The organism is Micromonospora sp. NPDC049004 (assembly GCF_040649315.1).
In the GTDB taxonomy this organism is placed as follows: domain Bacteria; phylum Actinomycetota; class Actinomycetes; order Mycobacteriales; family Micromonosporaceae; genus Micromonospora.
On sequence record NZ_JBEZFG010000001.1, the window covers coordinates 957,188 to 977,393 of the forward strand.

The 20,206-nt window shown below is 71.2% G+C and carries 23 protein-coding genes; 9 read left to right on the forward strand and 14 right to left on the reverse strand.

What is annotated here, in order from left to right:
• Positions 1–39: 39 nt before the first annotated feature.
• Both AB0B97_RS04305 and AB0B97_RS04310 read right to left on the reverse strand, forming a co-directional pair.
• Complete coding sequence (locus AB0B97_RS04305; RefSeq protein ID WP_357490500.1) at positions 40–624, reverse strand: TetR/AcrR family transcriptional regulator; 585 nt, start codon at positions 622–624, stop codon at positions 40–42.
• 81 nt (positions 625–705) lie between these two features.
• Positions 706–1,479 carry a lysophospholipid acyltransferase family protein gene (locus AB0B97_RS04310; protein ID WP_234586340.1) on the reverse strand — a complete coding sequence of 258 codons (774 nt, stop codon included), beginning with the start codon at positions 1,477–1,479 and terminating at the stop codon, positions 706–708.
• A 174-nt stretch (positions 1,480–1,653) separates the two neighbouring features.
• Between AB0B97_RS04310 and AB0B97_RS04315 the strand changes: the two genes are divergently transcribed.
• The 3 genes from AB0B97_RS04315 to AB0B97_RS04325 all read left to right on the forward strand — a co-directional run bounded on the left by AB0B97_RS04315 (position 1,654) and on the right by AB0B97_RS04325 (position 5,441).
• On the forward strand, positions 1,654–3,069 hold the full coding sequence (locus tag AB0B97_RS04315) for a cytochrome ubiquinol oxidase subunit I (protein WP_234586262.1): 1,416 nt from the start codon (positions 1,654–1,656) through the stop codon (positions 3,067–3,069).
• A 14-nt stretch (positions 3,070–3,083) separates the two neighbouring features.
• Positions 3,084–4,082 (forward strand): cytochrome d ubiquinol oxidase subunit II, encoded by a 999-nt coding sequence (gene cydB, locus AB0B97_RS04320; RefSeq protein ID WP_357490502.1) that lies wholly within the window; start codon positions 3,084–3,086, stop codon positions 4,080–4,082.
• Positions 4,083–4,247: 165 nt separating this feature from the next.
• Positions 4,248–5,441, forward strand: a complete 1,194-nt coding sequence (locus AB0B97_RS04325) for a GNAT family N-acetyltransferase (RefSeq protein WP_357490503.1) — start codon at positions 4,248–4,250, stop codon at positions 5,439–5,441.
• 27 nt (positions 5,442–5,468) lie between these two features.
• On the opposite strand, the gene AB0B97_RS04330 is transcribed toward AB0B97_RS04325, so the two are convergent.
• On the reverse strand, positions 5,469–5,903 hold the full coding sequence (locus AB0B97_RS04330) for a hypothetical protein (protein WP_357490504.1): 435 nt from the start codon (positions 5,901–5,903) through the stop codon (positions 5,469–5,471).
• Positions 5,904–5,998: 95 nt separating this feature from the next.
• On the opposite strand from AB0B97_RS04330, the gene AB0B97_RS04335 reads away from it, so the two are divergent.
• Entirely contained in the window at positions 5,999–6,451 is a 453-nt protein-coding gene (locus AB0B97_RS04335; protein WP_357490506.1) for a MarR family transcriptional regulator, read from the forward strand.
• A 166-nt stretch (positions 6,452–6,617) separates the two neighbouring features.
• On the opposite strand, the gene AB0B97_RS04340 is transcribed toward AB0B97_RS04335, so the two are convergent.
• From AB0B97_RS04340 to AB0B97_RS04370, 7 genes are all read right to left on the reverse strand, one after another.
• Complete coding sequence (locus tag AB0B97_RS04340) at positions 6,618–7,394, reverse strand: sulfite exporter TauE/SafE family protein (protein WP_357490507.1); 777 nt, start codon at positions 7,392–7,394, stop codon at positions 6,618–6,620.
• Positions 7,395–7,461: 67 nt separating this feature from the next.
• On the reverse strand, positions 7,462–8,052 hold the full coding sequence (locus tag AB0B97_RS04345; RefSeq protein ID WP_357490509.1) for a rhodanese-like domain-containing protein: 591 nt from the start codon (positions 8,050–8,052) through the stop codon (positions 7,462–7,464).
• Between the two features lie 24 nt (positions 8,053–8,076).
• A complete protein-coding gene (locus AB0B97_RS04350) occupies positions 8,077–9,471 on the reverse strand; it encodes an MBL fold metallo-hydrolase (RefSeq protein ID WP_357490510.1) in 1,395 nt (464 codons plus the stop codon).
• 245 nt (positions 9,472–9,716) lie between these two features.
• Entirely contained in the window at positions 9,717–9,986 is a 270-nt protein-coding gene (locus tag AB0B97_RS04355) for a metal-sensitive transcriptional regulator (RefSeq protein ID WP_234586242.1), read from the reverse strand.
• A gap of 129 nt (positions 9,987–10,115) precedes the next feature.
• Entirely contained in the window at positions 10,116–10,802 is a 687-nt protein-coding gene (locus tag AB0B97_RS04360; RefSeq protein ID WP_357490512.1) for a hypothetical protein, read from the reverse strand.
• Between the two features lie 74 nt (positions 10,803–10,876).
• On the reverse strand, positions 10,877–11,338 hold the full coding sequence (locus AB0B97_RS04365; protein ID WP_357490514.1) for a peroxiredoxin: 462 nt from the start codon (positions 11,336–11,338) through the stop codon (positions 10,877–10,879).
• 45 nt (positions 11,339–11,383) lie between these two features.
• The gene (locus AB0B97_RS04370; RefSeq protein ID WP_357490515.1) at positions 11,384–12,217 is read right to left on the reverse strand and encodes a patatin-like phospholipase family protein; all 834 of its coding nucleotides are present in this window, start codon (positions 12,215–12,217) and stop codon (positions 11,384–11,386) included.
• Positions 12,218–12,295: 78 nt separating this feature from the next.
• Between AB0B97_RS04370 and AB0B97_RS04375 the strand changes: the two genes are divergently transcribed.
• Positions 12,296–13,024, forward strand: coding sequence for an SDR family oxidoreductase (locus tag AB0B97_RS04375; RefSeq protein WP_357490517.1), 729 nt, complete (start codon positions 12,296–12,298; stop codon positions 13,022–13,024).
• Between the two features lie 34 nt (positions 13,025–13,058).
• On the opposite strand, the gene AB0B97_RS04380 is transcribed toward AB0B97_RS04375, so the two are convergent.
• The 3 genes from AB0B97_RS04380 to zwf form a co-directional block, all read right to left on the reverse strand.
• Positions 13,059–13,184: a hypothetical protein gene (locus AB0B97_RS04380; protein ID WP_255473694.1), complete on the reverse strand. Its 126-nt coding sequence runs from the start codon at positions 13,182–13,184 to the stop codon at positions 13,059–13,061.
• Positions 13,181–14,593: an OFA family MFS transporter gene (locus tag AB0B97_RS04385; protein ID WP_357490519.1), complete on the reverse strand. Its 1,413-nt coding sequence runs from the start codon at positions 14,591–14,593 to the stop codon at positions 13,181–13,183. Before AB0B97_RS04385 ends, AB0B97_RS04380 begins: the two co-directional genes overlap by 4 nt.
• A gap of 128 nt (positions 14,594–14,721) precedes the next feature.
• Complete coding sequence (gene zwf / locus AB0B97_RS04390; RefSeq protein ID WP_357490520.1) at positions 14,722–16,101, reverse strand: glucose-6-phosphate dehydrogenase; 1,380 nt, start codon at positions 16,099–16,101, stop codon at positions 14,722–14,724.
• 237 nt (positions 16,102–16,338) lie between these two features.
• Between zwf and AB0B97_RS04395 the strand changes: the two genes are divergently transcribed.
• The 3 genes from AB0B97_RS04395 to AB0B97_RS04405 all read left to right on the forward strand — a co-directional run bounded on the left by AB0B97_RS04395 (position 16,339) and on the right by AB0B97_RS04405 (position 18,698).
• Positions 16,339–17,148, forward strand: coding sequence for an alpha/beta hydrolase (locus AB0B97_RS04395; protein WP_357490522.1), 810 nt, complete (start codon positions 16,339–16,341; stop codon positions 17,146–17,148).
• 22 nt (positions 17,149–17,170) lie between these two features.
• Positions 17,171–17,761 (forward strand): DinB family protein, encoded by a 591-nt coding sequence (locus AB0B97_RS04400; protein WP_357490523.1) that lies wholly within the window; start codon positions 17,171–17,173, stop codon positions 17,759–17,761.
• 88 nt (positions 17,762–17,849) lie between these two features.
• The gene (locus AB0B97_RS04405; RefSeq protein WP_357490524.1) at positions 17,850–18,698 is read left to right on the forward strand and encodes a carbon-nitrogen hydrolase family protein; all 849 of its coding nucleotides are present in this window, start codon (positions 17,850–17,852) and stop codon (positions 18,696–18,698) included.
• Positions 18,699–18,830: 132 nt separating this feature from the next.
• Here the strand turns inward: AB0B97_RS04405 and AB0B97_RS04410 are convergent, their stop codons facing one another.
• Positions 18,831–19,145 (reverse strand): AAA family ATPase, encoded by a 315-nt coding sequence (locus AB0B97_RS04410; RefSeq protein ID WP_357490526.1) that lies wholly within the window; start codon positions 19,143–19,145, stop codon positions 18,831–18,833.
• A 59-nt stretch (positions 19,146–19,204) separates the two neighbouring features.
• On the opposite strand from AB0B97_RS04410, the gene AB0B97_RS04415 reads away from it, so the two are divergent.
• On the forward strand, positions 19,205–20,206 hold the full coding sequence (locus tag AB0B97_RS04415) for a tyrosine-type recombinase/integrase (RefSeq protein ID WP_357490527.1): 1,002 nt from the start codon (positions 19,205–19,207) through the stop codon (positions 20,204–20,206).

A 20,206-nucleotide genomic window follows, 5' to 3' on the forward strand; every position in this document is an offset into this window, starting at 1 on the left:
CATTCGTCGGTCGGTGGTCGTCCGGCCCCGCGCCAGCGCTCAGCGCGCCGGGCGGTGGATCAGTCGCAGGCTGCGGCGGATCCGGTCGCGGTACTGGTCCCGGCTGCTGGAGGTCGCCTTCCAGGTGATCGCGGCGGACAGCAGCAGGTCCATCACGTCGTGCGCGGTGAGGTCGGCCTCGAGCAGGCCGGGTGGGGCGTGTTCGGCAATGTAGGCGCTCAGCGTGGCCTGTGCCTTGCTCTCGTAGTCGTCGAGCATCGAGCCCAGTTGGGACCGGCTGTTCTCCAGCAGTTCGTTGAGGTCGCGGGCCACCGGGTTTTCGATGTACGGACCCATCAGCGCGTCGATTCCCGCCACGATCCGCTCGTCGAAGCTCAGCGACTGGTCGGCCAGGCGCGCTTGCATGGCCCGCTGGGCCCGCTCCAGGACGCCCTGCATGGTGGCGCGGTACAACTGCTCCTTGTTGGGGAACATCAGGTAGAGGCCGGGTCGGGAGATGCCGGCGGCTCTGGCGACCGCCTCCATGGAGGCCTTCTGGAATCCGAACCGTCCGAACACGGCGACCGCCGCCTCCAGGACGGCATTGTGCTTCGGGTTCTCGTGCAGCAGTTCCAGCGTGTCCACGGTAGACATCGTAGACAAGTTTCTGACAATCGCTCAAATTGTCAGGCGTCACAGTGCACGGCCGCGTCGACGACGCCGCGCTCAGCCCAACCGGCGGCGGTGCGCGCGACTGGGGTCGCTCGGGCGGCCGGGGTCGACGTGCCGAGGCAGGTCGGGTTCGTCGGGGCGCAGCGGCGCGAGGGCGTCGGTGAGCGCGTCGATGATCCGGTCGGTGGCCCGGCGGGCGGCACCGGGGTTCACGGCGCTCACCTCGCCCAGGTCGACGGGCGTGCCGAAGTGCACCCGGATCACCGGGCGGCGCCACAGCGCGCGGGCGACGCCGCGCAGCATTCCCTTGGGCGCCCGGTAGGGCAGCACCTCGTGCGCGCCCCACTGGGCCACCGGGATGACGGGGGCGCCACAGGCCAGGGCGAGTCGGGCGACACCGGTCTTGCCGCGTTCGGGCCACATGCCGGGGTCCAGGCCGATGCGTCCCTCGGGGTAGATGAGGATCACCGAGCCCGCCGCCACGGCGGTGGCGGCGTCGTCGAGGGCCCGGTGCACGGCGCTGGTGCCCCGGTCGACCCGGATGTGCCCGGCGTGGCGCATGGCGGCTCCGAGCACCGGGGCGCGGAACAGTCCGGCGGTCGCCATGATCCGTGGGGCGACGCCGCGGTTCTGGCAGGCGGCGATCATCACCACGGGGTCGAACGGGCTGATGTGGTTGGCGGCCAGCACGAGCGGGCCGCGGCGCAGGTGCGCGGGGACGTCGCCGGTGACCTCGAGGCGGGCGAGCAGGCCGACCAGGACGCGGGCCAGCACGAGGGCCGCACGCCAGATCAGTGGCGGCTGCCAGGGGGAGTGCGCGGTGTTCATCAGCGCGCCATCGTCGCACGCGACGGCCCGGTGGCGCGGGCGGGTCGGCCGGATGCCCGGGGTGATCAGGGTCATTGGTCCCGGGCCGCTTTGGGCCGCCCGGCCCTGCCGCATTCTCTACGACGAGCAGTAGTATTTACTACGTCTCGTAGTACGCATAGCTGGGGGTAACAGGTGGACGCGTTGGACGTCGCCCGGTGGCAGTTCGGTGTCACGACCGTCTACCACTTTCTCTTCGTGCCGCTGACCATCGGCCTGTCCGTGCTGGTGGCCATCCTGCAGACGATGTGGCACCGCACCGGCAACGAGCGCTACCTCAAGCTCACCAAGTTCTACGGCAAGCTCTTCCTGATCAACTTCGCGATGGGCGTGGTCACGGGCATCGTGCAGGAGTTCCAGTTCGGCATGAACTGGAGCGACTACTCCCGCTTCGTCGGCGACATCTTCGGCGCCCCCCTCGCGATCGAGGCGCTTGTCGCGTTCTTCCTCGAATCCACCTTCATCGGCCTGTGGATCTTCGGCTGGGACCGGCTGCCCAAGCGCGCCCACCTGGCCAGCATCTGGGCCGCCGCGATCGGCACCAACCTGTCCGCGTACTTCATCCTCGCGGCGAACTCGTTCATGCAGAACCCGGTCGGCTTCCGGATCAACCCGGACAGCGGGCGTGCCGAGCTGACCGACTTCCCGGCCGTTTTGACCAACAAGGTCGCCCTGATCACCTTTCCGCACACCCTGGCCGGCTCATTCCTGGTCGCCGGGTCGCTGGTCGTGGCGGTCGGCCTGTACCACGTGATCCGCAACCGCGACTCCGCCGACACCGGCGCGTACCGCTTCGCCACCAAGTTCGGCTCCTGGGTCGTCCTGGTCGCCTCCGCCGCCGTGCTGTTCACCGGCGACATCCAGGGCAAGATCATGACGGACGTGCAGCCGATGAAGATGGCCGCCGCCGAGGGCCTCTACACCACCGAGAGCCCCGCCTCGTTCTCCGTACTCACCATCGGCAGCCTCGACGGCAGCCGCGAGGTGTTCGCCCTCAAGATCCCGTACCTGCTGTCGTACCTGGGCACCGGCGACCCGAACGGCACCGTGCACGGCATCAACGACCTGCAGGCCCAGTACGCCACCCAGTACGGCGCGGGCAGCTACACCCCGATCATCCCGGTCACCTACTGGAGCTTCCGCTTCATGATCGCCTTCGGGATGGCGGCCGCCGCGATCGCCCTGCTGGTGCTCTGGAGCCAGCGCAAGGGCCGCACCCCGAGCAGCAAGTGGCTGCTGCGCGCCGGACTGGCCATGCCGGTGCTGCCGCTGCTGGCCAACTCCTTCGGCTGGATCTTCACCGAGATGGGCCGCCAGCCGTGGATCGTGTTCGGCGAGATGCTCACCCGCAACGGCGTGTCCCGCAGCGTCTCGCTGGCCGAGGTGCTCACCTCGTTCACCGCCTTCACGCTGATCTACGCCACCCTCGCGGTGATCGAGGTCAAGTTGCTGCTGCGCTACGCCAGGGCGGGAGTGCCCGACGTCAGCGAGGAGCACCCCATCGACGACACCCATGACGACGCCGAGCGCCCGCTCGCCTTCGCCTACTGATCCCGGAGCCCATCGTGGACCTGACCACCATCTGGTTTCTCCTCGTCGCCGTGCTGTTCACCGGCTACTTCATCCTGGAGGGCTTCGACTTCGGCGTCGGCATGCTGCTGCCCGTGCTCGGCCGTGACGACCGGGAGCGCCGCGTCCTGATCAACACCATCGGCCCGGTCTGGGACGGCAACGAGGTCTGGTTGATCACCGCCGGCGGCGCCATGTTCGCCGCCTTCCCCGAGTGGTACGCCACCCTCTTCTCCGGCTTCTACCTGCCGCTGCTGCTGATCCTGCTGGCCCTGATCGCCCGGGGCGTGGCCTTCGAGTACCGGCACAAGCGTCCCGAGGCGTCCTGGAAGCGCCGCTGGGACACCGCGATCGTGGTCGGGTCGCTCGTGCCGGCGATCCTGTGGGGCGTCGCCTTCGCCAACATCCTGCGCGGCGTGCCGCTGGACGCCGACCACGAGTACGTCGGCGGCCTGCTGGACCTGCTCAACCCGTACGCCCTGCTGGGTGGCGCGACCACCCTCGCGCTGTTCCTCACCCACGGCGCGGTGTTCCTCGCTCTCAAGACCACCGGCGACATCCGCGAGCGCGCGGGCGCCCTCGCGGTGCGCCTGGGCGCGGGCGCCGCGGTGCTCGCGGTCGGGTTCCTGGTCTGGACGTTGAGCATCCGCTCCAGCGCGGCCGCCGTCGTGCTCGCCGTCGGCGCGGCCCTCGCCCTGCTCGGCGCTCTGGCCGCCGCCCGGGTACGCCGGGAGGGCTGGGCCTTCACCGGCACCGCGGTGGCGATCGGCCTGGCCGTGGCGACCCTGTTTGCGGCGTTGTTCCCGAACGTCATGCCGTCCACGCTGGACGCGGCGGGCACGCTGACCACCACCAACGCCGCCTCCACCCCGTACACCCTGAAGATCATGACGTGGGTGGCGGTGATCTTCACCCCGATCGTGCTGGCCTACCAGGGGTGGACGTACTGGGTGTTCCGCAAGCGCATCGGGGTGGCCAACATCCCGCAGCACTGACCGGCCGAGGCGCACACCGCCGGCGTCGATCATGAAGTAGTGGTGCCCGACTTGGGCAGTGAAGGCAGCTTCGTCACCCACCACAACTCCGTGATCGACGCCGGCCGCGCGGCCGGTGCCGGAAAATCGGCGGTCCGCGCGGACCCGTGCCGCTAGGTTGTCCCGATGCCCGCCACTGTGCACGTGCGTGAACTCACCACCGACGACCTCGACGCCGCCTGGGAGTTGAGCCGGTTCGCGTTCGGCGGCAACCCGGAGCGTCCCGCCAGTACGAGCGTCGTGGTGCCCGGCATGACCCGCCACGGCGCGTTCGACGACGCCGGTCGCCTCGTCGGCAAGGCCGTCGACCTGCACCACGACCAGTGGTGGTCCGGTCGGGCCGTACCGGCGGCCGACGTCGCCGGGGTGGCTGTCGCCCCCGAGGCCCGGGGCCGGGGCGTGGCCCGTGCCCTGCTCACCGCCCTGCTGGCCGGCGCCCACGAACGCGGCGCGGCGGTCAGCGCCCTGTACCCGACCATCGCCGCCCCCTACCGCTCCTGCGGCTGGGAGGCCGCCGGGGTGCTGCGCACCGTCAACCTCGCCACCGCCGCGCTGCCCCGGCACCGGCCCGCCGCCCACCTGAGCGTGCGGGCCGGCACGCCCGCCGACCTGGCCGCCGTCGCCGACCTGTACGAGCGGGTCACCCGGCACCGCAACGGCATGCTGACGCGCCAGGGGAAGCTGTACGACCACTTCAACGCCACGGGGGAGCTGCCCGGCGACGGTGTGACCCTCGTCGAGGCCGATGGCGACCTGGTCGGCTACGCCACCTGGCAGCGGGGCCGCGGCTACGGCGCCGACTCGGTGCTCACCGTCGACGAGGCCCTGGCCGTCACCGCCGACGCGGCCCGGGAACTCGTCGGTGTGCTGGGCAGTTGGGCCAGCGTCGCGCCGACGCTGCGGCTGTGCCCGCTCGACGGCGACGCCGTCAGCGCCCACCTGCCGTTGGAGGCGGCCCGCGATCACGAGCGGGACCTGTGGATGCACCGGCCGGTGGACGTGGCCCGCGCGGTGAGCGCGCGGGGCTGGCCCGCCCATGTCCGGGGCGCCGTCGACTTTCACCTCACCGACCCGCTCGCCGACTGGAACACCGGCGCATGGCGGTTGGCTGTCGCCGACGGCGCCGCCGAGCTGACCCGGATCGACGGCGAGGCGGACCTGCGGCTGGACGTCCGCGGGTTCGCGCTGCTGTACGCCGGGGCGGCGCACGCCCGCTCGGTCGCGCAGGCCGGTCTGCTGCACCACCCCGGCGGTGTCGATCCGGCGGCCCTGGACCTGTTGGGCGCTGGCGGTCCGGCGCAGCTGCTCGACTACTTCTGACCGCCCGCGCGGCACCGCTTTTCGGCGTCAGGCGATGCCCGCCAGTTCGGCGTTGGCCCGCTCGGTGATGAGCGTGAGGACGCGGGCGGCGGCGTCGGCCTCGGCGGCCGGGAGGTCCCCGTACAGCCGGGCGGTGATGCCCCCGACGGCGTCGGCGACGTGGGCCTGCGCGGCGTGGCCGGCGTCGGTGAGCCGCACCTGCGGGTCGTCGGCGGTGTCGTCGAGCCGCGCCAGGTCGGCGTCGACGAGGCTGGCGATCATCTCGTGCACGGCGGACTCGTCGACCTTGCGGGTGGTGGCGATGCGCTGCACGAGACGCGTGCGGGCGACGGGGCCGGCGGCGAGGGCGTTGAGCGTGAGGACCTGGCCGAAGTCGACGCCCAGGGGCGCGACGGCGCGTTCGAGCAGGGCCCGGGTGGCGAAGTGGGCCTGGCCGATGACCTGACCGTTGAGAGTGGACACGATGCCTCCTTTGAAACGTTGGCTTCACCAACGTTGGTGAAGCCAACGTAACACGATTCGTGGGTCGTGCCAACGATTACTGGTAGGCTGCCGCCATGGACGCCACCGCCCCGCAGTCACCCGCCGGGCTGCGGACCACCCCGAGCTGGCTGCTCAACCAGGTCGCCACCCACGCCGGCCGGCTCATCAGCGCCGGCTTCGCCACGCACGACCTGCGCGGCTACCACTACCGGCTCCTCGCCGCGCTGGCCGAGAGCGGACCCGCGAGCCAAGCCGACCTGGGACGCCGCTGCGGCATCGACCGCAGCGACGTGGTGGCCGCCGTCAACGACCTGGCCGCCCGGGGCCTCGTGGTACGCGCCCCCGACCCGGACGACCGCCGCCGCAACGTCATCAGCCTCACCGAGGCCGGCGCCGACGAAGCCCACCGGATGGCCGACACCGTCGCCCGCGTCCAGGACGACCTGCTGGCACCCCTGACCAGCGCCGAGCGCGACCAGCTGACCCGCCTGCTCACCCGACTGCTCGAGCACCACGGCGGCCACTGACCCCGACACCGCCACGCCCGGCCCACCCCCACCGGCCCAGCCGTCGTTTCCAGACCGACGGCACCGTGGCACACGCGTAGGGCGGCCTTCGGCGCAGCGGCCCGGCGACGGACGACCCATGGCCGCTGCCAGGGGGTCGTGATCCGGGTAGCTGTGCTGCGGCCGGTCAGGCGGTGACGGGGTTGATGACTGCCTGGATGGCGACGAAGGCGGCGATGGCGAAGACGAGCCAGGCGAAGGCGTGGTGCAGCCACCGGGTGGGCAGCCGGGGCGCGATGCGCCCGGCGGCGAGGGAGCCGGTGATGGCGGCGAGGGTGAACGCCGCGGCGATGCGGTAGCCGATGGTGGCGTCGCCGGCGTGGGCTGCGAACCCGGCGGCGGAGTTGACCACGATGATGACCAGTGAGGTGGCGGTCGCGGCGGGCAGGCTCAGGCCGAGCAGCAGCACCAGGGCGGGGATGATGAGGAAGCCGCCGCCGACCCCGAACAGGCCGGTGAGGAAGCCGACCCCGAGGCCGGCGGCGACGGACTTCGGAAGGCAGCCGCGCCAGTTGATGCCGCCGCCGGGCAGGGCGCAGTCGCCGCCGGCGTCGCCGGTGCCGGCCAGCATCCGCCATCCGGCGAGCACCATCAGGGCGGCGAAGCCGATCAGGACGAGGCGGGGTTCGAGCAGCCGGTTGATCGCGGCGCCGCCGAACGCGGCGGCGGCGCCGGCGCCGCCGACGATGCCGGCGATGCGCCACCGGACGAGGCCGGCCCGCAGCCGCACGAGCAGGGCGGCGGCCGCGGAGACGCCGACCACCAGCAGGGAGGTGGGTACAGCCACGGCGAGGGGCAGGCCGGTGCCGTAGACCAGGGCGGGTACGGCGAGGATCGAGCCGCCGCCGCCGAGCAGGCCGAGCAGGATCCCGATGAGCGTGCCGAACCCGATCGCGGCGATCACCGCCGGCTCCGGATCGGCCGGCCCGCACCCGACGGTCGGAGCCGAGTGGGGTGACCTGGCACGACGGCTACCGCCGATCGCCGGTCAACGCGGTGACGACCTGGTCGAGGTCGGTGCGCGGGCCCCGGTTGTACGGCAGTTTGGCCAGCATCATGCCCATGGCGCAGGTGTTGGTCAGCGCGGCGACCGTCAGCCCGGCACCGATGAACGCGGCCACCCACTTCAGCGGGGCGAACAGTGTGCTGGCGAGCACGGCGAGCAGCACGATGCTGCCGGCGACGAGGCGGACCTGGCGTTCCAGGTCCCAGCGCGGGGTGCCGGTGGTGACTGGTGCGTGGGCGCCCTGCCAGGCGGTGATGCCGCCGGTGAGCACTCGCAGGTTCGGCAGACCCGCCCCGGCCAGCGCTTGTTCGGCCTGGCCGGCGCGCTGCCCGGAGCGGCACACCAGCACGACCTCCTCGTCGAGGTGGTCGCGCAGTTCGGCGCGGTGCTCGCGCAGCAGATCGAGGGGCACGTTGTAGGAGCCGGGGATGTGCGCGGTCTCGAACTCGGCCGGGGTGCGCACGTCGATCAGCCGTGGCGCGTGGCCGGTGGCGAGCAGGTGTCGCAGGGCGGAGACGTCGAGGGCGGCTGGGGTGCCGGTCGGCGGGGTGGGCATGGGGTGGCGTGCTCCTGTTCGGTGTCAGTTGCCGGAGACGATGGGCAGGCCGGCGCCGGCGGCGTCGGTGTAGGCGTCGTCGATGTGCACGACGTGGCGGCCTGCGCGTTGCAGCAGGCTGGTGGCGGCTGCGGCGCGGTAGCCGGAGCCGCAGTGCACCCAGACGGTGCCCGGGGGCACGTCGGCGAGCCGGGCGGGCAGGTCGGGCAGCGGGATGTGCACGGCGCCGTCGATGTGGTTGGTGCGCCACTCGTTGCTCATCCGCACGTCGAGCAGCACGCCGACCTCGGGCAGCCCGTGCGACGGGGTGCTGGCGCGGGCCGCGGCGAGGTCGGCGAAGGTGGCGGTGGTGAGGTGGGCGAGGCGGGTTTCGTCGCCGCCGGCCCACTGCTCGTAGCCGCCGGTGGCCGCGGCGGCGGGCCGGTCGATGCCGATGCGGGCCAGTTCGCGTTGGGCGTCGGCGACCTGCTGTTCGCTGTCGCCGAGCAGGGTGATCGGCGTGCCCCACGGTGCCATCCAGCCGAGCCAGGTGGACATCGGTCCGTCCAGGCCGAAGCTCAGGGTGCCGGTGAGGTGCCGGTGCGCGAACGCCTTGCGGGAGCGCAGGTCGACCACCCACTCGCCGGCCTCGATCCGGGCCGCGAGTTCGGCCGGGTCGGCGGCGGCGATCGGGGTGAGGTCGATCAGGTCGGCGCCGGCGGTGTTGCGGGCGCCCATGTGCGCGTAGTACGCCGGGTAGGCGTCGAGTCCGGCCAGGGTCTCGCGGACGAAGTCGTCGGTCTCCAGGCGCAGGGCCGGGTTGGCGGTGCGTTCCCGGCCGATCGTGGACTCCGGTGCGTCGGCCTGGGTAGCGGAGCAGAAACTGCCGAATCCGTGGGTGGGCCACACCTGCGCGCCGTCGGGCAGCAGGTCCGCCAGCCGGCGGGCGGAGGCGTGCTGGTGCTCGGCGAGGGTGTGGGCGTGCTGCTTGCCGAGCAGGTCGGTGCGCCCGGTGGTGCCGAACAGCAGCGATCCGCCGGTGAACACCCCGACCGGCTCGTCGATGTCGTCGAGCACGTAGGACAGGTGGTGGAAGGTGTGCCCGGGGGTGGCCACCACCCGCAGCCGCATGGCCGCCGAGACGCCGATCTCGTCGCCGTCTGCCACCGGCCGCCGGTTGAAGCCGACCTCGTCGTCGGCGGCGACCAGGTACTGCGCGCCGGTCAGCTTCGCCAGGGCCAGGCCGCCGGAGACGTAGTCGTTGTGCAGGTGGGTTTCGGCGACGTGCGTGATCCGCACACCGAGCCGGCCCGCGAGAGCCAGGATCCGGTCGATGTCGCGCTGCGGGTCGACCACGATCGCGACCTGTCCGTCGTGGGCCAGGTAGCTGCGGTCTCCCAGGGACGAGGTCTGTACGACCTCCACGCTCACCTCAGTCATCATCATCTCCTCGCTTGTAGGTGCGGATCAGTGACTGGTCTCGACCGGGTGGCCGGCCCGGCGATCGAGCGGCACGCCGGCGACGCCGCTTGACGTCAGTCGGCCGACGGAAATCTCACTAGAAGTCACTGGAAAGCTCCGTTACGTAAATACCCCGGGGGGTATGCGAAAGGCATGATTCGGCCATGACGGGAAGCCAGCCCCCGCCCCCCGTGTCGTGCGACAGGGGAGGCGAGGGGTCGGGATCAGGACAGCGACAGGAACAGCTTCTCGAGCTCTTCCTCGCTCATGGGCGGCTCCTCGCCACGCTCACGGGCGCTCTGGCACTCCCGCATCCCCGTGGCGATGATCTTGAAGCCGGCCCGGTCGACGGCACTGGACACCGCGGACAACTGGGTGAGTACCCGCTTGCAGTCCTCACCGTTCTCGATCATCGAGATCACCGCGCCAAGCTGTCCCTGCGCCCGCTTCAACCGGGTCAACGCGTCCTTGAGCAGGACCGGGCTCATCTCCATCAGGCCACCTCCACCGTCAGCATACCCCCGGGGGTACCCGGCATCACGTAACCACTATACCCCCAGGGGTATCCGCCAGGTCCATGGTGACCTACACCGCAACTGCCACCCTGGCCCCGGCGGACAGCCTCAGCTCGCCTCGCGCAGCTCCGCCAACCGGGCCTCGATCTCGGCCAGCTCCGCGCGCAGCTTCTCCGCCTGCTGCTCGGCCTCGGCCCGCTCGGCGCCCAGGATCTGCTCCACCGCCTCCTGCACACCCGGCACGTCCACCAGCGCCACCATCTTCAACGCCTCGGCCGGCTTCACCACGTACGGCTTCGCGAGAGCCTTGCTGCCCTGCTGCGCGGCAACCGTCCACTCGCCGTCGGCGTACGCCAGGGTCACCGTCAGGCCCGCGGGGCTCTTGGGCTTGGCGGCCTTGACCGCCCGCCGGGCCGGCGTGGGCTTCTCCGTCTGCTCCACCTTCGGCTCCTCCTGTCGCGGCGCGGGCACCCGCGGCGTGTCCAACACGAACTCCGGCGCGGCCACCGCCGCCGGCTCCGGCTCGGGCTCCGGTTTCGGCTCCGCCACCCGACGACCCGCGCCCTTGGGCGCCACCGCCAGATCGGCAGGGGAGAACGGCAACTCGTCACGACCGAACCGCACCACCACGAACTCGTCGGACACCTCGGGATCGGTCAGCTCGACCACCTGGCCGACCTGACCGGCGATCTGCCCCGCCGCCGCGGTGAACACCACCCGCGGCTTACGACCGGCTGCCAACGCCTCCCGGATGCTCTGCACCTCGTCAGTGGACAAACCCTGGCCGGCATCCATCACAACCCTCTTCCGTACACCTGTTTGATTGCTGTCTTGATACCAGTCGGCTGCGACAGCCGCCGCAAGGGGGTTCAGCCGCCCAACGCCCGCAGCGCCCGGTCCGCGTGGTCGTTCATGCTGACCTCACTGTGGATCACCTCGATGACCCGCCGGTCGGCGCCGATGACGAACGTCATCCGCTTCGTGCTCAGCGGCCCCAGCGGCACCCGCCGCTTCACCCCGAACGCCTGCGCCACCGTCCCGTCGACGTCCGACAGCAACGGATAGTCGAAACCGTGCAGCGTCGAGAACTCCGCCTGCTTCGCCACCGGATCCCGACTGATGCCCACCCGCGACGCGCCCAACGCCGTGAACTCCGCGCCCAGGTCCCGGAAGTGACAGCTCTCCGCCGTGCACCCCCGGGTCATCGCCGCCGGATAGAAGAACAGCACCACCGGCCCGGTCGCCAGGAACTCCGACAGCCGCCGCGGCGTGCCCGTCTCATCCGGTAGCTCGAAATCCTGCACCACATCGCCGACACCCACACCCGCCACCGCGCACCTCCGTTGTCCGATCGAACGCGCGGTGAGCGTAAGCGATCAGACCCAGAGCGCCAGCACCTCGTCGGCCACCGTCGCGGCCTGCGCCCACCCCGCCCGCGCCGCGCCGGCCCGCCGCGCCGGATCCAGCACGTTGCGCCCGATCGCCGCGCGCGCCGCCGCGTCCGGCGTCACCACCACCACCTGCGACCCGCCCGAGCGCAGCTCGGCCACCTGCGCCGCCAACCGTGGCATCGGCCCGAACGCCGCCGACGTCGGCGCGAGGACCAGCACCCGCCGCGCGCCCGCCGCCAGGTCCGCGTTCACCGACGAGCGCATCCCACCGTCGACGAAACGACGCGCCCCGATCGTCACCGGCGGCCACACCCCGGGCACCGCGCAGCTCGCACCCACCGCGTCCACCAACGACACCCCGTCGGCGCCGTCGAACACCACGAACTCACCCGACGCCGCGTCGACAGCCGTCACCAGCAGCCGCCGCGCCGGCCACTCCCGCGCCGGCAGGCGGGCCTCGATCACCGCCCGCCGCGACGCCTCCGACGGGGTACGCGCCGCCACCGCCATCGCCCCGATCCGCGCCCTCGACCGCGCCGCGTCCCGCGTACGACCACCGGCCCACACCAGCCGCGCCACCGCCCAGAACCCCAACCGCGCCGCCACCTCGCCCGTGGGCGGGGCCAACTGCTCCTCGTACAACCGGCGCAGCGGCACCCCGGAACGCACCTGCGCGCCGACCACCGAACCCGCCGACGTGCCCACCACCAGATCCGCCTCGGTGACCGCCACGCCCCGCTCGGCCAACCCGGCCAGCAGGCCCAACTCCCACGCCACCCCGGTCACCCCGCCACCACCGAGCACCAACGCCCGCCGCATGTGACCCTCCTTACGACGACTGACCCGCGCCGGTCACGGTAGCGTCGGCTCACCCCACCCGACAGTCCCGGAGGCATCGTGGCACCCGTCACCGTCATCACCGGCGGCGGTCGCGGCATCGGCGCGGCCACCGCCCGCCGCCTCGCCACCGCCGGCCACCACCTCGCCCTGTGCTACCGCCGCGACGACACCGCAGCCGCGACCGTCCTGGCCGACCTGCACGCCGCCGGCGCGCAGGCCATCGCCGTACGCGCCGACACCACCGACCCCGACCAGGTCGCCGCCCTGTTCGACGCCGCCGCGCAGCTCGGCCCGCTCACCGGCCTGGTCAACAACGCCGGCGTCACCAGCCTCATCGGCCCGTTCACCGAGTTGCGCGTCGACGACCTGCGCCACGTCGTCGACGTCAACCTCATCGGGTACGTCCTCTGCGCCCAGCAGGCCGCCCGCCGCCTCACCGACGGCGGCGCCATCGTCAACGTGTCCTCCGCCGCCGCGACCCTCGGCAGCCCGGGGGAGTACGTGCACTACGCCGCCGTCAAGGCCGCCACCGACACCCTCACCGTGGGCCTGGCCAAGGAACTCGCCCCGCGCGGCATCCGCGTCAACGCCGTCGCCCCCGGCCTCGTGCGCACCGACATCCACGCCACCTCCGGCGTACCCGACCGCGCCGACAGCGCCGCCGGCCGCATCCCGTTGGGCCGTGCCGGCGAACCCGACGAGATCGCCGCAGCCATCGCCTGGCTGCTCGGCCCGGACGCCTCCTACGCCACCGGCACGGTCCTGCGCGTCTCCGGCGGCCTGTGAGCCGGGACGCGGCGCGCGCCCCGGCTCACAGCGCTCAGTGCGTGAACAGCTTCGCCGCCGTGATCACCGTCTGCACGACCCCGTAGCCGAGCAGCACCGCCACCACCAGCCAGGAAATCCACAACCGGGCCTGCTGCCCGTGCCGACCGTCGTCACTCATCGCGTACCACTCCTCTCGACCGCCCCGTCCTCGTCCACGTCCTGCTCCGCCGCCGGTTCGTGATAGCGCTGCGGCACCGGCCGCACCAGCAGGTTCGCCACGAAGCCCACCGCGAGGACACCCACCATCGTGAACAGCGCCGGCCGGTACGCCGCCGCCGTCAACGTGCCCGGCTTGCCCTGCGCGTCGAGGAACCCGTTCACGATCAGCGGCCCCGCGATCCCCGCCGCCGACCAGGCGGTCAGCAGCCGCCCGTGGATCGCACCCACCTGGTACGTCCCGAACAGATCCCGCAGGTACGCCGGCGCGGTGGCGAACCCGCCGCCGTAGAACGACAGGATCACGCAGGCGAACAGCACGAACAGCGCCGTCGCGGTCTGCCCGAACACGGCCAGCAGCGTGTACAGCACCATGCCCACACCCAGGTACACCAGGTAGATCGGCTTGCGGCCGATGACGTCCGACGTCGACGACCACACGAAGCGGCCCGCCATGTTGAACAGCGACAGCAGACCCACGAACCCGCCGGCCGCCGCCACCGACACCGCCGACGTGCCGTTGTCCCGGAAGAAGTCCTGGATCATCGGGCTGGCCTGCTCCAGGATGCCGATGCCGGCAGTGACGTTGCAGAACAGCACCACCCACAGCAGCCAGAACGAACGGGTCTTCACCGCGTTCGCCGCCGACACGTTCGCCGTGGTCACCAGCGGCTTCGCCGCCACCGCCGCCGGATCGAACCCGGCCGGACGCCACCCGTCGGCCGGCACCCGAACGTTCGCCACCCCGAACATCATGATCACGAAGTAGCCCAGGCCGAGCGTCACGAACAACCACACCAACGCGCTGCCCGAGGCCGTCGAGCCCGCGTTGGACGGGTCGTAACCGCTGTCGTAGAACGACAGGAGCTGACGCGACAGGGGAGAGGCCACCATCGCGCCACCACCGAACCCCATGATCGCCAGACCGGTGGCCAGGCCCGGCCGGTCCGGGAACCACTTGATCAGCGTCGAGACGGGGGAGATGTACCCGATGCCCAGACCGATGCCGCCGAGCAGGCCGTAACCCACATACAGCAGCCACAGCTGCTTCGTGGCGATGCCCAGCGACCCGACCAGAAAGCCCGTCGCCCAGAAACAGGCCGAGACGAACATGGCCTTACGCGGCCCGTTCGCCTCCACCCACGTCCCCGCCACCGCAGCGGACAACCCCAGCATCACGATCGCGATGCTGAAGATCACCCCGATCGCGGTCTGACCGGTGTCGAAGTGGGCGATCAACGAGTTCTTGTAGACGCTTGTGGCGTAGACCTGGCCGATGCAGAGATGGATGGCCAACGCCGCCGGGGGAATGAGCCACCGGCTGTAGCCGGGCGGCGCGACGGTGTGCCGACGATCGAGTGCGGAAAGCATGCGCTGCTTCCTCTCCGACGAGGACGTGAGACACCCCCACATGCCCACATCGCACGCACGCGGCAAACCTCACCGTCGCCGGACGGTCCCATCCGTGAGCTGAGCGGTCACTCAGCCCACCCCGCCCGCTACCCCAGGTCGGGCACGTGCCAACCGCCGACCAACGCGTCGGCCTCCGCCGGACCCCAACCACCCCTGTCGTACGGCCGCACCGGCGTCGCCAGATCCAGGATCGGCTCGACGATGCGCCACTCCTGCCGAATCGTCTCCGCCCGCGCGAACCGCAGATGCTGCCCGTCCATCGCATCGTCGAGCAAACGCTCGTACGCCTCCTGACGGCGACCCAGCACCGCCCCGAAGTCCACCGACAGGTCAACCGGACGGCTCGCCACCTCCGCACCCGGGCTCTTCGCCTGAATCGACATCGTGATGCCGTCCCCACGACCCAGCCGGAACCGCAGCAGATTCGCCGGCGCCGCCACCCCACCCGCGGCCGGAATCAACGGACGCTGCGGCTGCTTGAACTCCACCACCACCTCCGTCGCCGTCCCCGCCAGCGACTTACCCGTCCGCAGATAGAACGGCACCCCAGCCCAACGGGGAGAATCGACAGTCAACCGGGTCGCCACGAACGTCTCCGTGTTCGAATCCGGCGCCACACCCGGCTCGTCGCGGTAACCCGCGTACTGCCCCCGCACCGTGAACTCCGGCGACAACGGCTCGATCTGGCGCAGAACCGCCGCCTCCGCCTCCCGAAACGCGTCCGTGTCGTCACCCGCCGGCGCGTCCATCGCGATCAACGCGACCACCTGAAGAATGTGGTTCTGCAACACGTCACGAATCGCGCCCACCGTGTCGTAGAACCCGGCACGACCCTGCGTGCCAAACCCCTCGGCCAGCGTGACCTGCACGTTGTCGATGTGCTCGCTGTTCCACAACGGCTCGAACAGCCGATTGGCGAACCGGAACGCGTACAGGCTCTCCACCGCCTCCTTGCCCAGGTAGTGGTCGATCCGGAACACCCGCGTCGGATCGAAGGCCCCCTGCAACGTCCGATCCAACTCCGCGGACGACGCCAGGTCACGCCCGAACGGCTTCTCCACGATCACCCGACCACGATCGGCCAGCCCCACCGCCGCCAGCCCCTGCACCACCGAACCGAACACCATCGGCGGAATCGCCAGATAGAAGACCGGACGCTCGGCGTCGCGCAGACGCTCCGCCAACCGCTCGTACGTCACCGGGTCCGCGTAGTCCCCGGAAATCATCGACAGGTTGCCCGCCAGGGCGTCGAACGCCTCGTCGTCCACCTCGTCACTCGCCTCGGCCACCGACTTGCGAGCCGTCGCGACCAACTGCTGATCATCCCAGGGGGAGCGGGCCACCCCGATCACCGGCACATCGAGCCGACCACGCCGGGTCAACTCGTACAGCGCCGGAAAGAGCTTCTTCGAGACGAGATCACCTGTCACGCCGAACAGCACTACCGCGTCTGAGCGCACGTGCATGGCACTTCCATCCGATCATGTGGAAACCTGATCTTCCGAACGGACAACCGCGCGCCCCACTGGAGGAATTCCCCGGCAACGACGCACGTGAGGTCGGCGACAGCGACGGCGCACACCCTGATCGACAAATCTCGATCATCCTATGGCCCGCCAACCCTGACGCTCCACCCTCTCCCGCAGATCTGCCACGACCGAAGACGCGCAGCAAAGGTCCGCGCAACAGGGGAGGATCCCAGAATGAACCTGGCAGTCGACCGATCCGCCGCAGCCGGCCCCGAGGTGGTGTGCCTGCCGATGTTCGGCATGACCCGCACCGCCACCGCCGCCGCCTTCAGCCCCGCCCTCGCCGGCGTCGACCTGCGCGAGACGTATCTGGACCTGCCCGGCCACGGCGACACCCCCGCCACCTGCCCACCCACCTCCCAGGCCGTACTCGACACCGTCTGCGCATGGCTCGACCACCACACCGACGCACCGGTCCTCCTGGCCGGCGCCTCCTACGGCGCCTACCTCGCCGCCGGCATCGCCCGCCAACGCCCCGACCTGGTCCGCGGCCTGCTCCTGGTGTGCCCCGGCGTCACCATCGCACCGGCCAGCCGCACCCTGCCCGACCACCGCCCACCCCCAGGGCCCGCCGGCTGGCTCGACGACGCCCCCACCGACCTGCGCACCCACCTCGACACCGCGCTCGGCCACCGCACCCCGACCGTCGTCGCCACAGTGCTCGCCGCCCTGCACTCCGGCGGCCCCGGCGACGACACCTTCCTGCAGACACTGCGCACCGGCCCGGGGTACGCGCTTCCCGACGAGACCGCCGACACCCCGTACGACGGCCCCGTCAGCGTCCTCACCGGCCGACAGGACGGCATCGTCGGCTACACCGACCAGTTCCACGCCATGCGCCGCTACCCCCGCGGCACCTACACCACCATCGACGCCGCCGGGCACTACCTGCCCTACGAACAACCGGCACTGCTGCGCGCGCTCACCCAGGACTGGCTACACCGGACGCTGACCGCGCCCCTGCCAGGGCACACGACCACGTAACGCCTGCGCGACAATGGCCGGCATGGCTGACCTGAGCGACATCAAGGCCGCGCTGCACCACTCCCTGCGGCGGACGCGCACCGACCTCGTCTGGAAACTCGACGGTCTGAGCGAGCGCGAGGCCAGGACACCCCGCACCGTGACCGGCAACAACCTGCTCGGCGTCGTCAAACACTGCCTCAACGTCGAAGCCGGCTACTTCGGGCTCGCCTTCGACCGGCAGTTCCCGACGCCCGAGGAACTGGTTCCCCTGGAGGCGTTCGACGACGACCCGCAGGCCGACTGGTACGCACGCGAGGACGAGACCAAGGACGGCCTGATCGACCTGTACCGCCGCGTCGCGCTGTTCGCCGACGAGACGATCGACCAGCTGCCGATCGACGCGCCCGGGCTGGTGCCCTGGTGGCAGCCGGGCCACCAGGACGTGACCCTGTACCGGATCATCCTGCACGTGAGCGGTGACCTCGCCCGGCACGCCGGTCAGATGGACATCATGCGCGAGCAGCACGACGGCGCGATCGGCTGGCACCGCGACGGCACCGCCGCCCCCGACGGGCACGACTGGCCGGCGTACGTCAGCAAACTGCGAAAGCTGGCCGACCACTTCGAGTGACCGCCCGCGCACGGCACCCCCGGAAAGGCGATCATGGCCGATCCGAGCCGGGGGAGAGGCGACGCCTTCCGTCCGTTACGGTGCCGCGATGGGCGCCACTGGACGGATTCGGATCGCCGTCGCTCAAACAGCGGTCACCATCGATCCGGGTGCCAACGGCACGGCGATACGCACCGCGATGCGGCAGGCCGCTGACCAGGGGGCCCGCCTGGTTCACCTCAGCGAGGGCGCCCTGTCCGGCTACGCCGGCGCTGCCAAGCCGTACTACTCAGGATGGCGCATCGATTGGGCGCCGGTCACCGAACAGTTGCACCGCACGATGACCCTCGCCGCACAACTCGGCGTCTGGGTGGTCGTCGGCGGCAACCACCGGCTGACCGGCGCTCATCGACCACACAACTCGCTGTGGGTGATCAACGACCGCGGCGAGCTGATCGATCGATACGACAAGCGGCTGCTGTCACACGCAGAGCTCACCGGCTTCTACACACCCGGTGACCACGTCTGCACCTTCGACGTGGACGGTTTCCGGTTCGGGTGCCTGATCTGCATCGAGGTGAACTTTCCCGAGCTGTGGATGGAACAACGAGCACTCGGCGTGGACTGCGTGCTCTTCTCCACGTTCTCCGACGATCCGGTTTTCGAGGTCATCGCCCGCGCACATGCTGCCCTCAACGGGTTGTGGGTCAGCGTCGCGGTGCCCGCCCAGTGCGCAGCGACCACGCCGTCGGCAGTGATCGGCCCGCACGGGTATCTGCTGCGGCGCACCCGTACGAACGGGCCCGACGTGATCTGCGTCGACCTGGACCGCGCGGACCCGGCGCTCGACGTCGCGCTGAACAAGGCGCGACCGTGGCGGGACACGGCCCGAGCGGGTGACATCTACGTCGACCGCCGGGTCAGCGATCCGCGCAGCACCGATCGCACCGGCACCTGACGGCATCGTGCGAAGAGCCAGGTAGATCGACGGCACGCCAGCCCACCCGGCCCGCTCCCGGGTGCCACGCGACACCTTCGATAATGCACATTATGTAAAGTAAGCCGATTCGAGGGGTCCCCTCGACAGCGGTCAGAGGCGGGCCAGGGTCCTCTCGATCAGCGCGACCCGTTGCGACACCGGCCCGGCCGGCACGTGGACCAGGTGGTGCCCGTACGCCTCGTACACCTGCTCGTGCACGCGGACGAAGGCCAGCGAATCGGCGTAGCTGATCCGGCGTGCGGCCGTGTGGTGGATGAAGCCCAGCGGGCCGATCAGGAACACCGACCGCTGGTCGGTGGCGGCCTCTCGGACCGTGACGTGTCCCCTGTGGTGCAACGCCTCCAGCAGGGTCGTCTTGCCGGCACCGGGTGCTCCGGTCAGGACATACCGTCGTGGTTCGGGCATGTTCTCTCTCCTCTCCCCCCCGCTTCCCGGGAACGCGAAAATGCTGCATAATATCCCTTATGCATGACAAAAAGGACGAATCGCTCGGGGTGCTGATCGAGGAGTTCCTGACCGCCCGCGCGACCCGCAAGCCCTCCCCCCACACCCTGGCGGCCTACCGGCGAGACCTGTACGCGGTGGCCGCCCTGGTCGCCGAGGGTGACACCACTCCCCTCCCCCTGGACGCGTTGTCGATCACCGACCTCTCCCCTCGCGTCATGCGGGCGGCGTTCGCCCGGTTCGCCGCGCCGCGGGCGCCCGCTTCGGTGCACCGGGCCTGGTCCACCTGGAACAGCTTCTTCACGTTCCTGGTCGCCGACGGGTTGGTGGCGGGTAATCCGATGCCTGCGGTGGGTCGTCCCCGGGCGCTACTCCCCCAGCCGAAACCGCTGCGCGGCGCGGACACCCCCGAGGTGCTGCTCGCGTCGGTCGCCCGCGACGACGGACGGCAGCGTGACCCGTGGCCGGAGCGGGACGTCGCGGTGCTGGCGGTGGCGCTGTGCGCGGGGCTGCGCCTGTCGGAGCTGCTGGCGCTGCGGGTCGGTTCGTTGGCGGGTCGGCCGGGTGAACGGCGGATCGAGGTGGTCGGCAAGGGCGGGCGGCCACGCGTGGTGCCGATCGAGGCGGACCTGGATCGGGTGCTGCGGGACTACCTGGACAGTCGCGCGCGCCGTTTCGGTTCGCGGTCGGTGCGGCCGGATTCGGCGTTGCTGGTGGACCGGCGCGGTGAGCCGCTGCGCCGCGGTGGTCTGCAGTATCTGGTGGAGTCCTGTTATCGGCGGGCGGGCATCGGTGACCGGGTGCCGCGGGGGGCGCGGCTGCACGCGTTGCGGCACACGTTCGCCACCCGGTTGGCGGAGGACGGGGCGAGCGCGGCGGAGATCATGCGGTTGCTGGGGCACGCGTCGTTGGCGTCGTCGCAGACGTACATCGAGGTGACGGCCGGGCAGCAGCGTGACGCGGTGCGGGCCAACCGCACCAATCGCGCGTTGGCTGCTCTGGTCGGTGTGGAGCGGGACTGA

Bases quoted from the DNA above. Each gene is read 5' to 3' on its own strand.
- AB0B97_RS04310 (WP_234586340.1), bottom strand. From the start codon at position 1,479: ATGAACACCGCGCACTCCCCCTGGCAGCCGCCACTGATCTGGCGTGCG.
- AB0B97_RS04325 (WP_357490503.1), top strand. From the start codon at position 4,248: ATGCCCGCCACTGTGCACGTGCGTGAACTCACCACCGACGACCTCGAC.
- AB0B97_RS04335 (WP_357490506.1), top strand. From the start codon at position 5,999: ATGGACGCCACCGCCCCGCAGTCACCCGCCGGGCTGCGGACCACCCCG.
- AB0B97_RS04345 (WP_357490509.1), bottom strand. From the start codon at position 8,052: ATGCCCACCCCGCCGACCGGCACCCCAGCCGCCCTCGACGTCTCCGCC.
- AB0B97_RS04350 (WP_357490510.1), bottom strand. From the start codon at position 9,471: ATGACTGAGGTGAGCGTGGAGGTCGTACAGACCTCGTCCCTGGGAGAC.
- AB0B97_RS04355 (WP_234586242.1), bottom strand. From the start codon at position 9,986: ATGGAGATGAGCCCGGTCCTGCTCAAGGACGCGTTGACCCGGTTGAAG.
- AB0B97_RS04360 (WP_357490512.1), bottom strand. From the start codon at position 10,802: ATGGATGCCGGCCAGGGTTTGTCCACTGACGAGGTGCAGAGCATCCGG.
- AB0B97_RS04370 (WP_357490515.1), bottom strand. From the start codon at position 12,217: ATGCGGCGGGCGTTGGTGCTCGGTGGTGGCGGGGTGACCGGGGTGGCG.
- AB0B97_RS04380 (WP_255473694.1), bottom strand. From the start codon at position 13,184: ATGAGTGACGACGGTCGGCACGGGCAGCAGGCCCGGTTGTGGATTTCC.
- AB0B97_RS04385 (WP_357490519.1), bottom strand. From the start codon at position 14,593: ATGCTTTCCGCACTCGATCGTCGGCACACCGTCGCGCCGCCCGGCTAC.
- zwf (WP_357490520.1), bottom strand. From the start codon at position 16,101: ATGCACGTGCGCTCAGACGCGGTAGTGCTGTTCGGCGTGACAGGTGAT.
- AB0B97_RS04395 (WP_357490522.1), top strand. From the start codon at position 16,339: ATGAACCTGGCAGTCGACCGATCCGCCGCAGCCGGCCCCGAGGTGGTG.
- AB0B97_RS04400 (WP_357490523.1), top strand. From the start codon at position 17,171: ATGGCTGACCTGAGCGACATCAAGGCCGCGCTGCACCACTCCCTGCGG.
- AB0B97_RS04405 (WP_357490524.1), top strand. From the start codon at position 17,850: ATGGGCGCCACTGGACGGATTCGGATCGCCGTCGCTCAAACAGCGGTC.
- AB0B97_RS04410 (WP_357490526.1), bottom strand. From the start codon at position 19,145: ATGCCCGAACCACGACGGTATGTCCTGACCGGAGCACCCGGTGCCGGC.
- AB0B97_RS04415 (WP_357490527.1), top strand. From the start codon at position 19,205: ATGCATGACAAAAAGGACGAATCGCTCGGGGTGCTGATCGAGGAGTTC.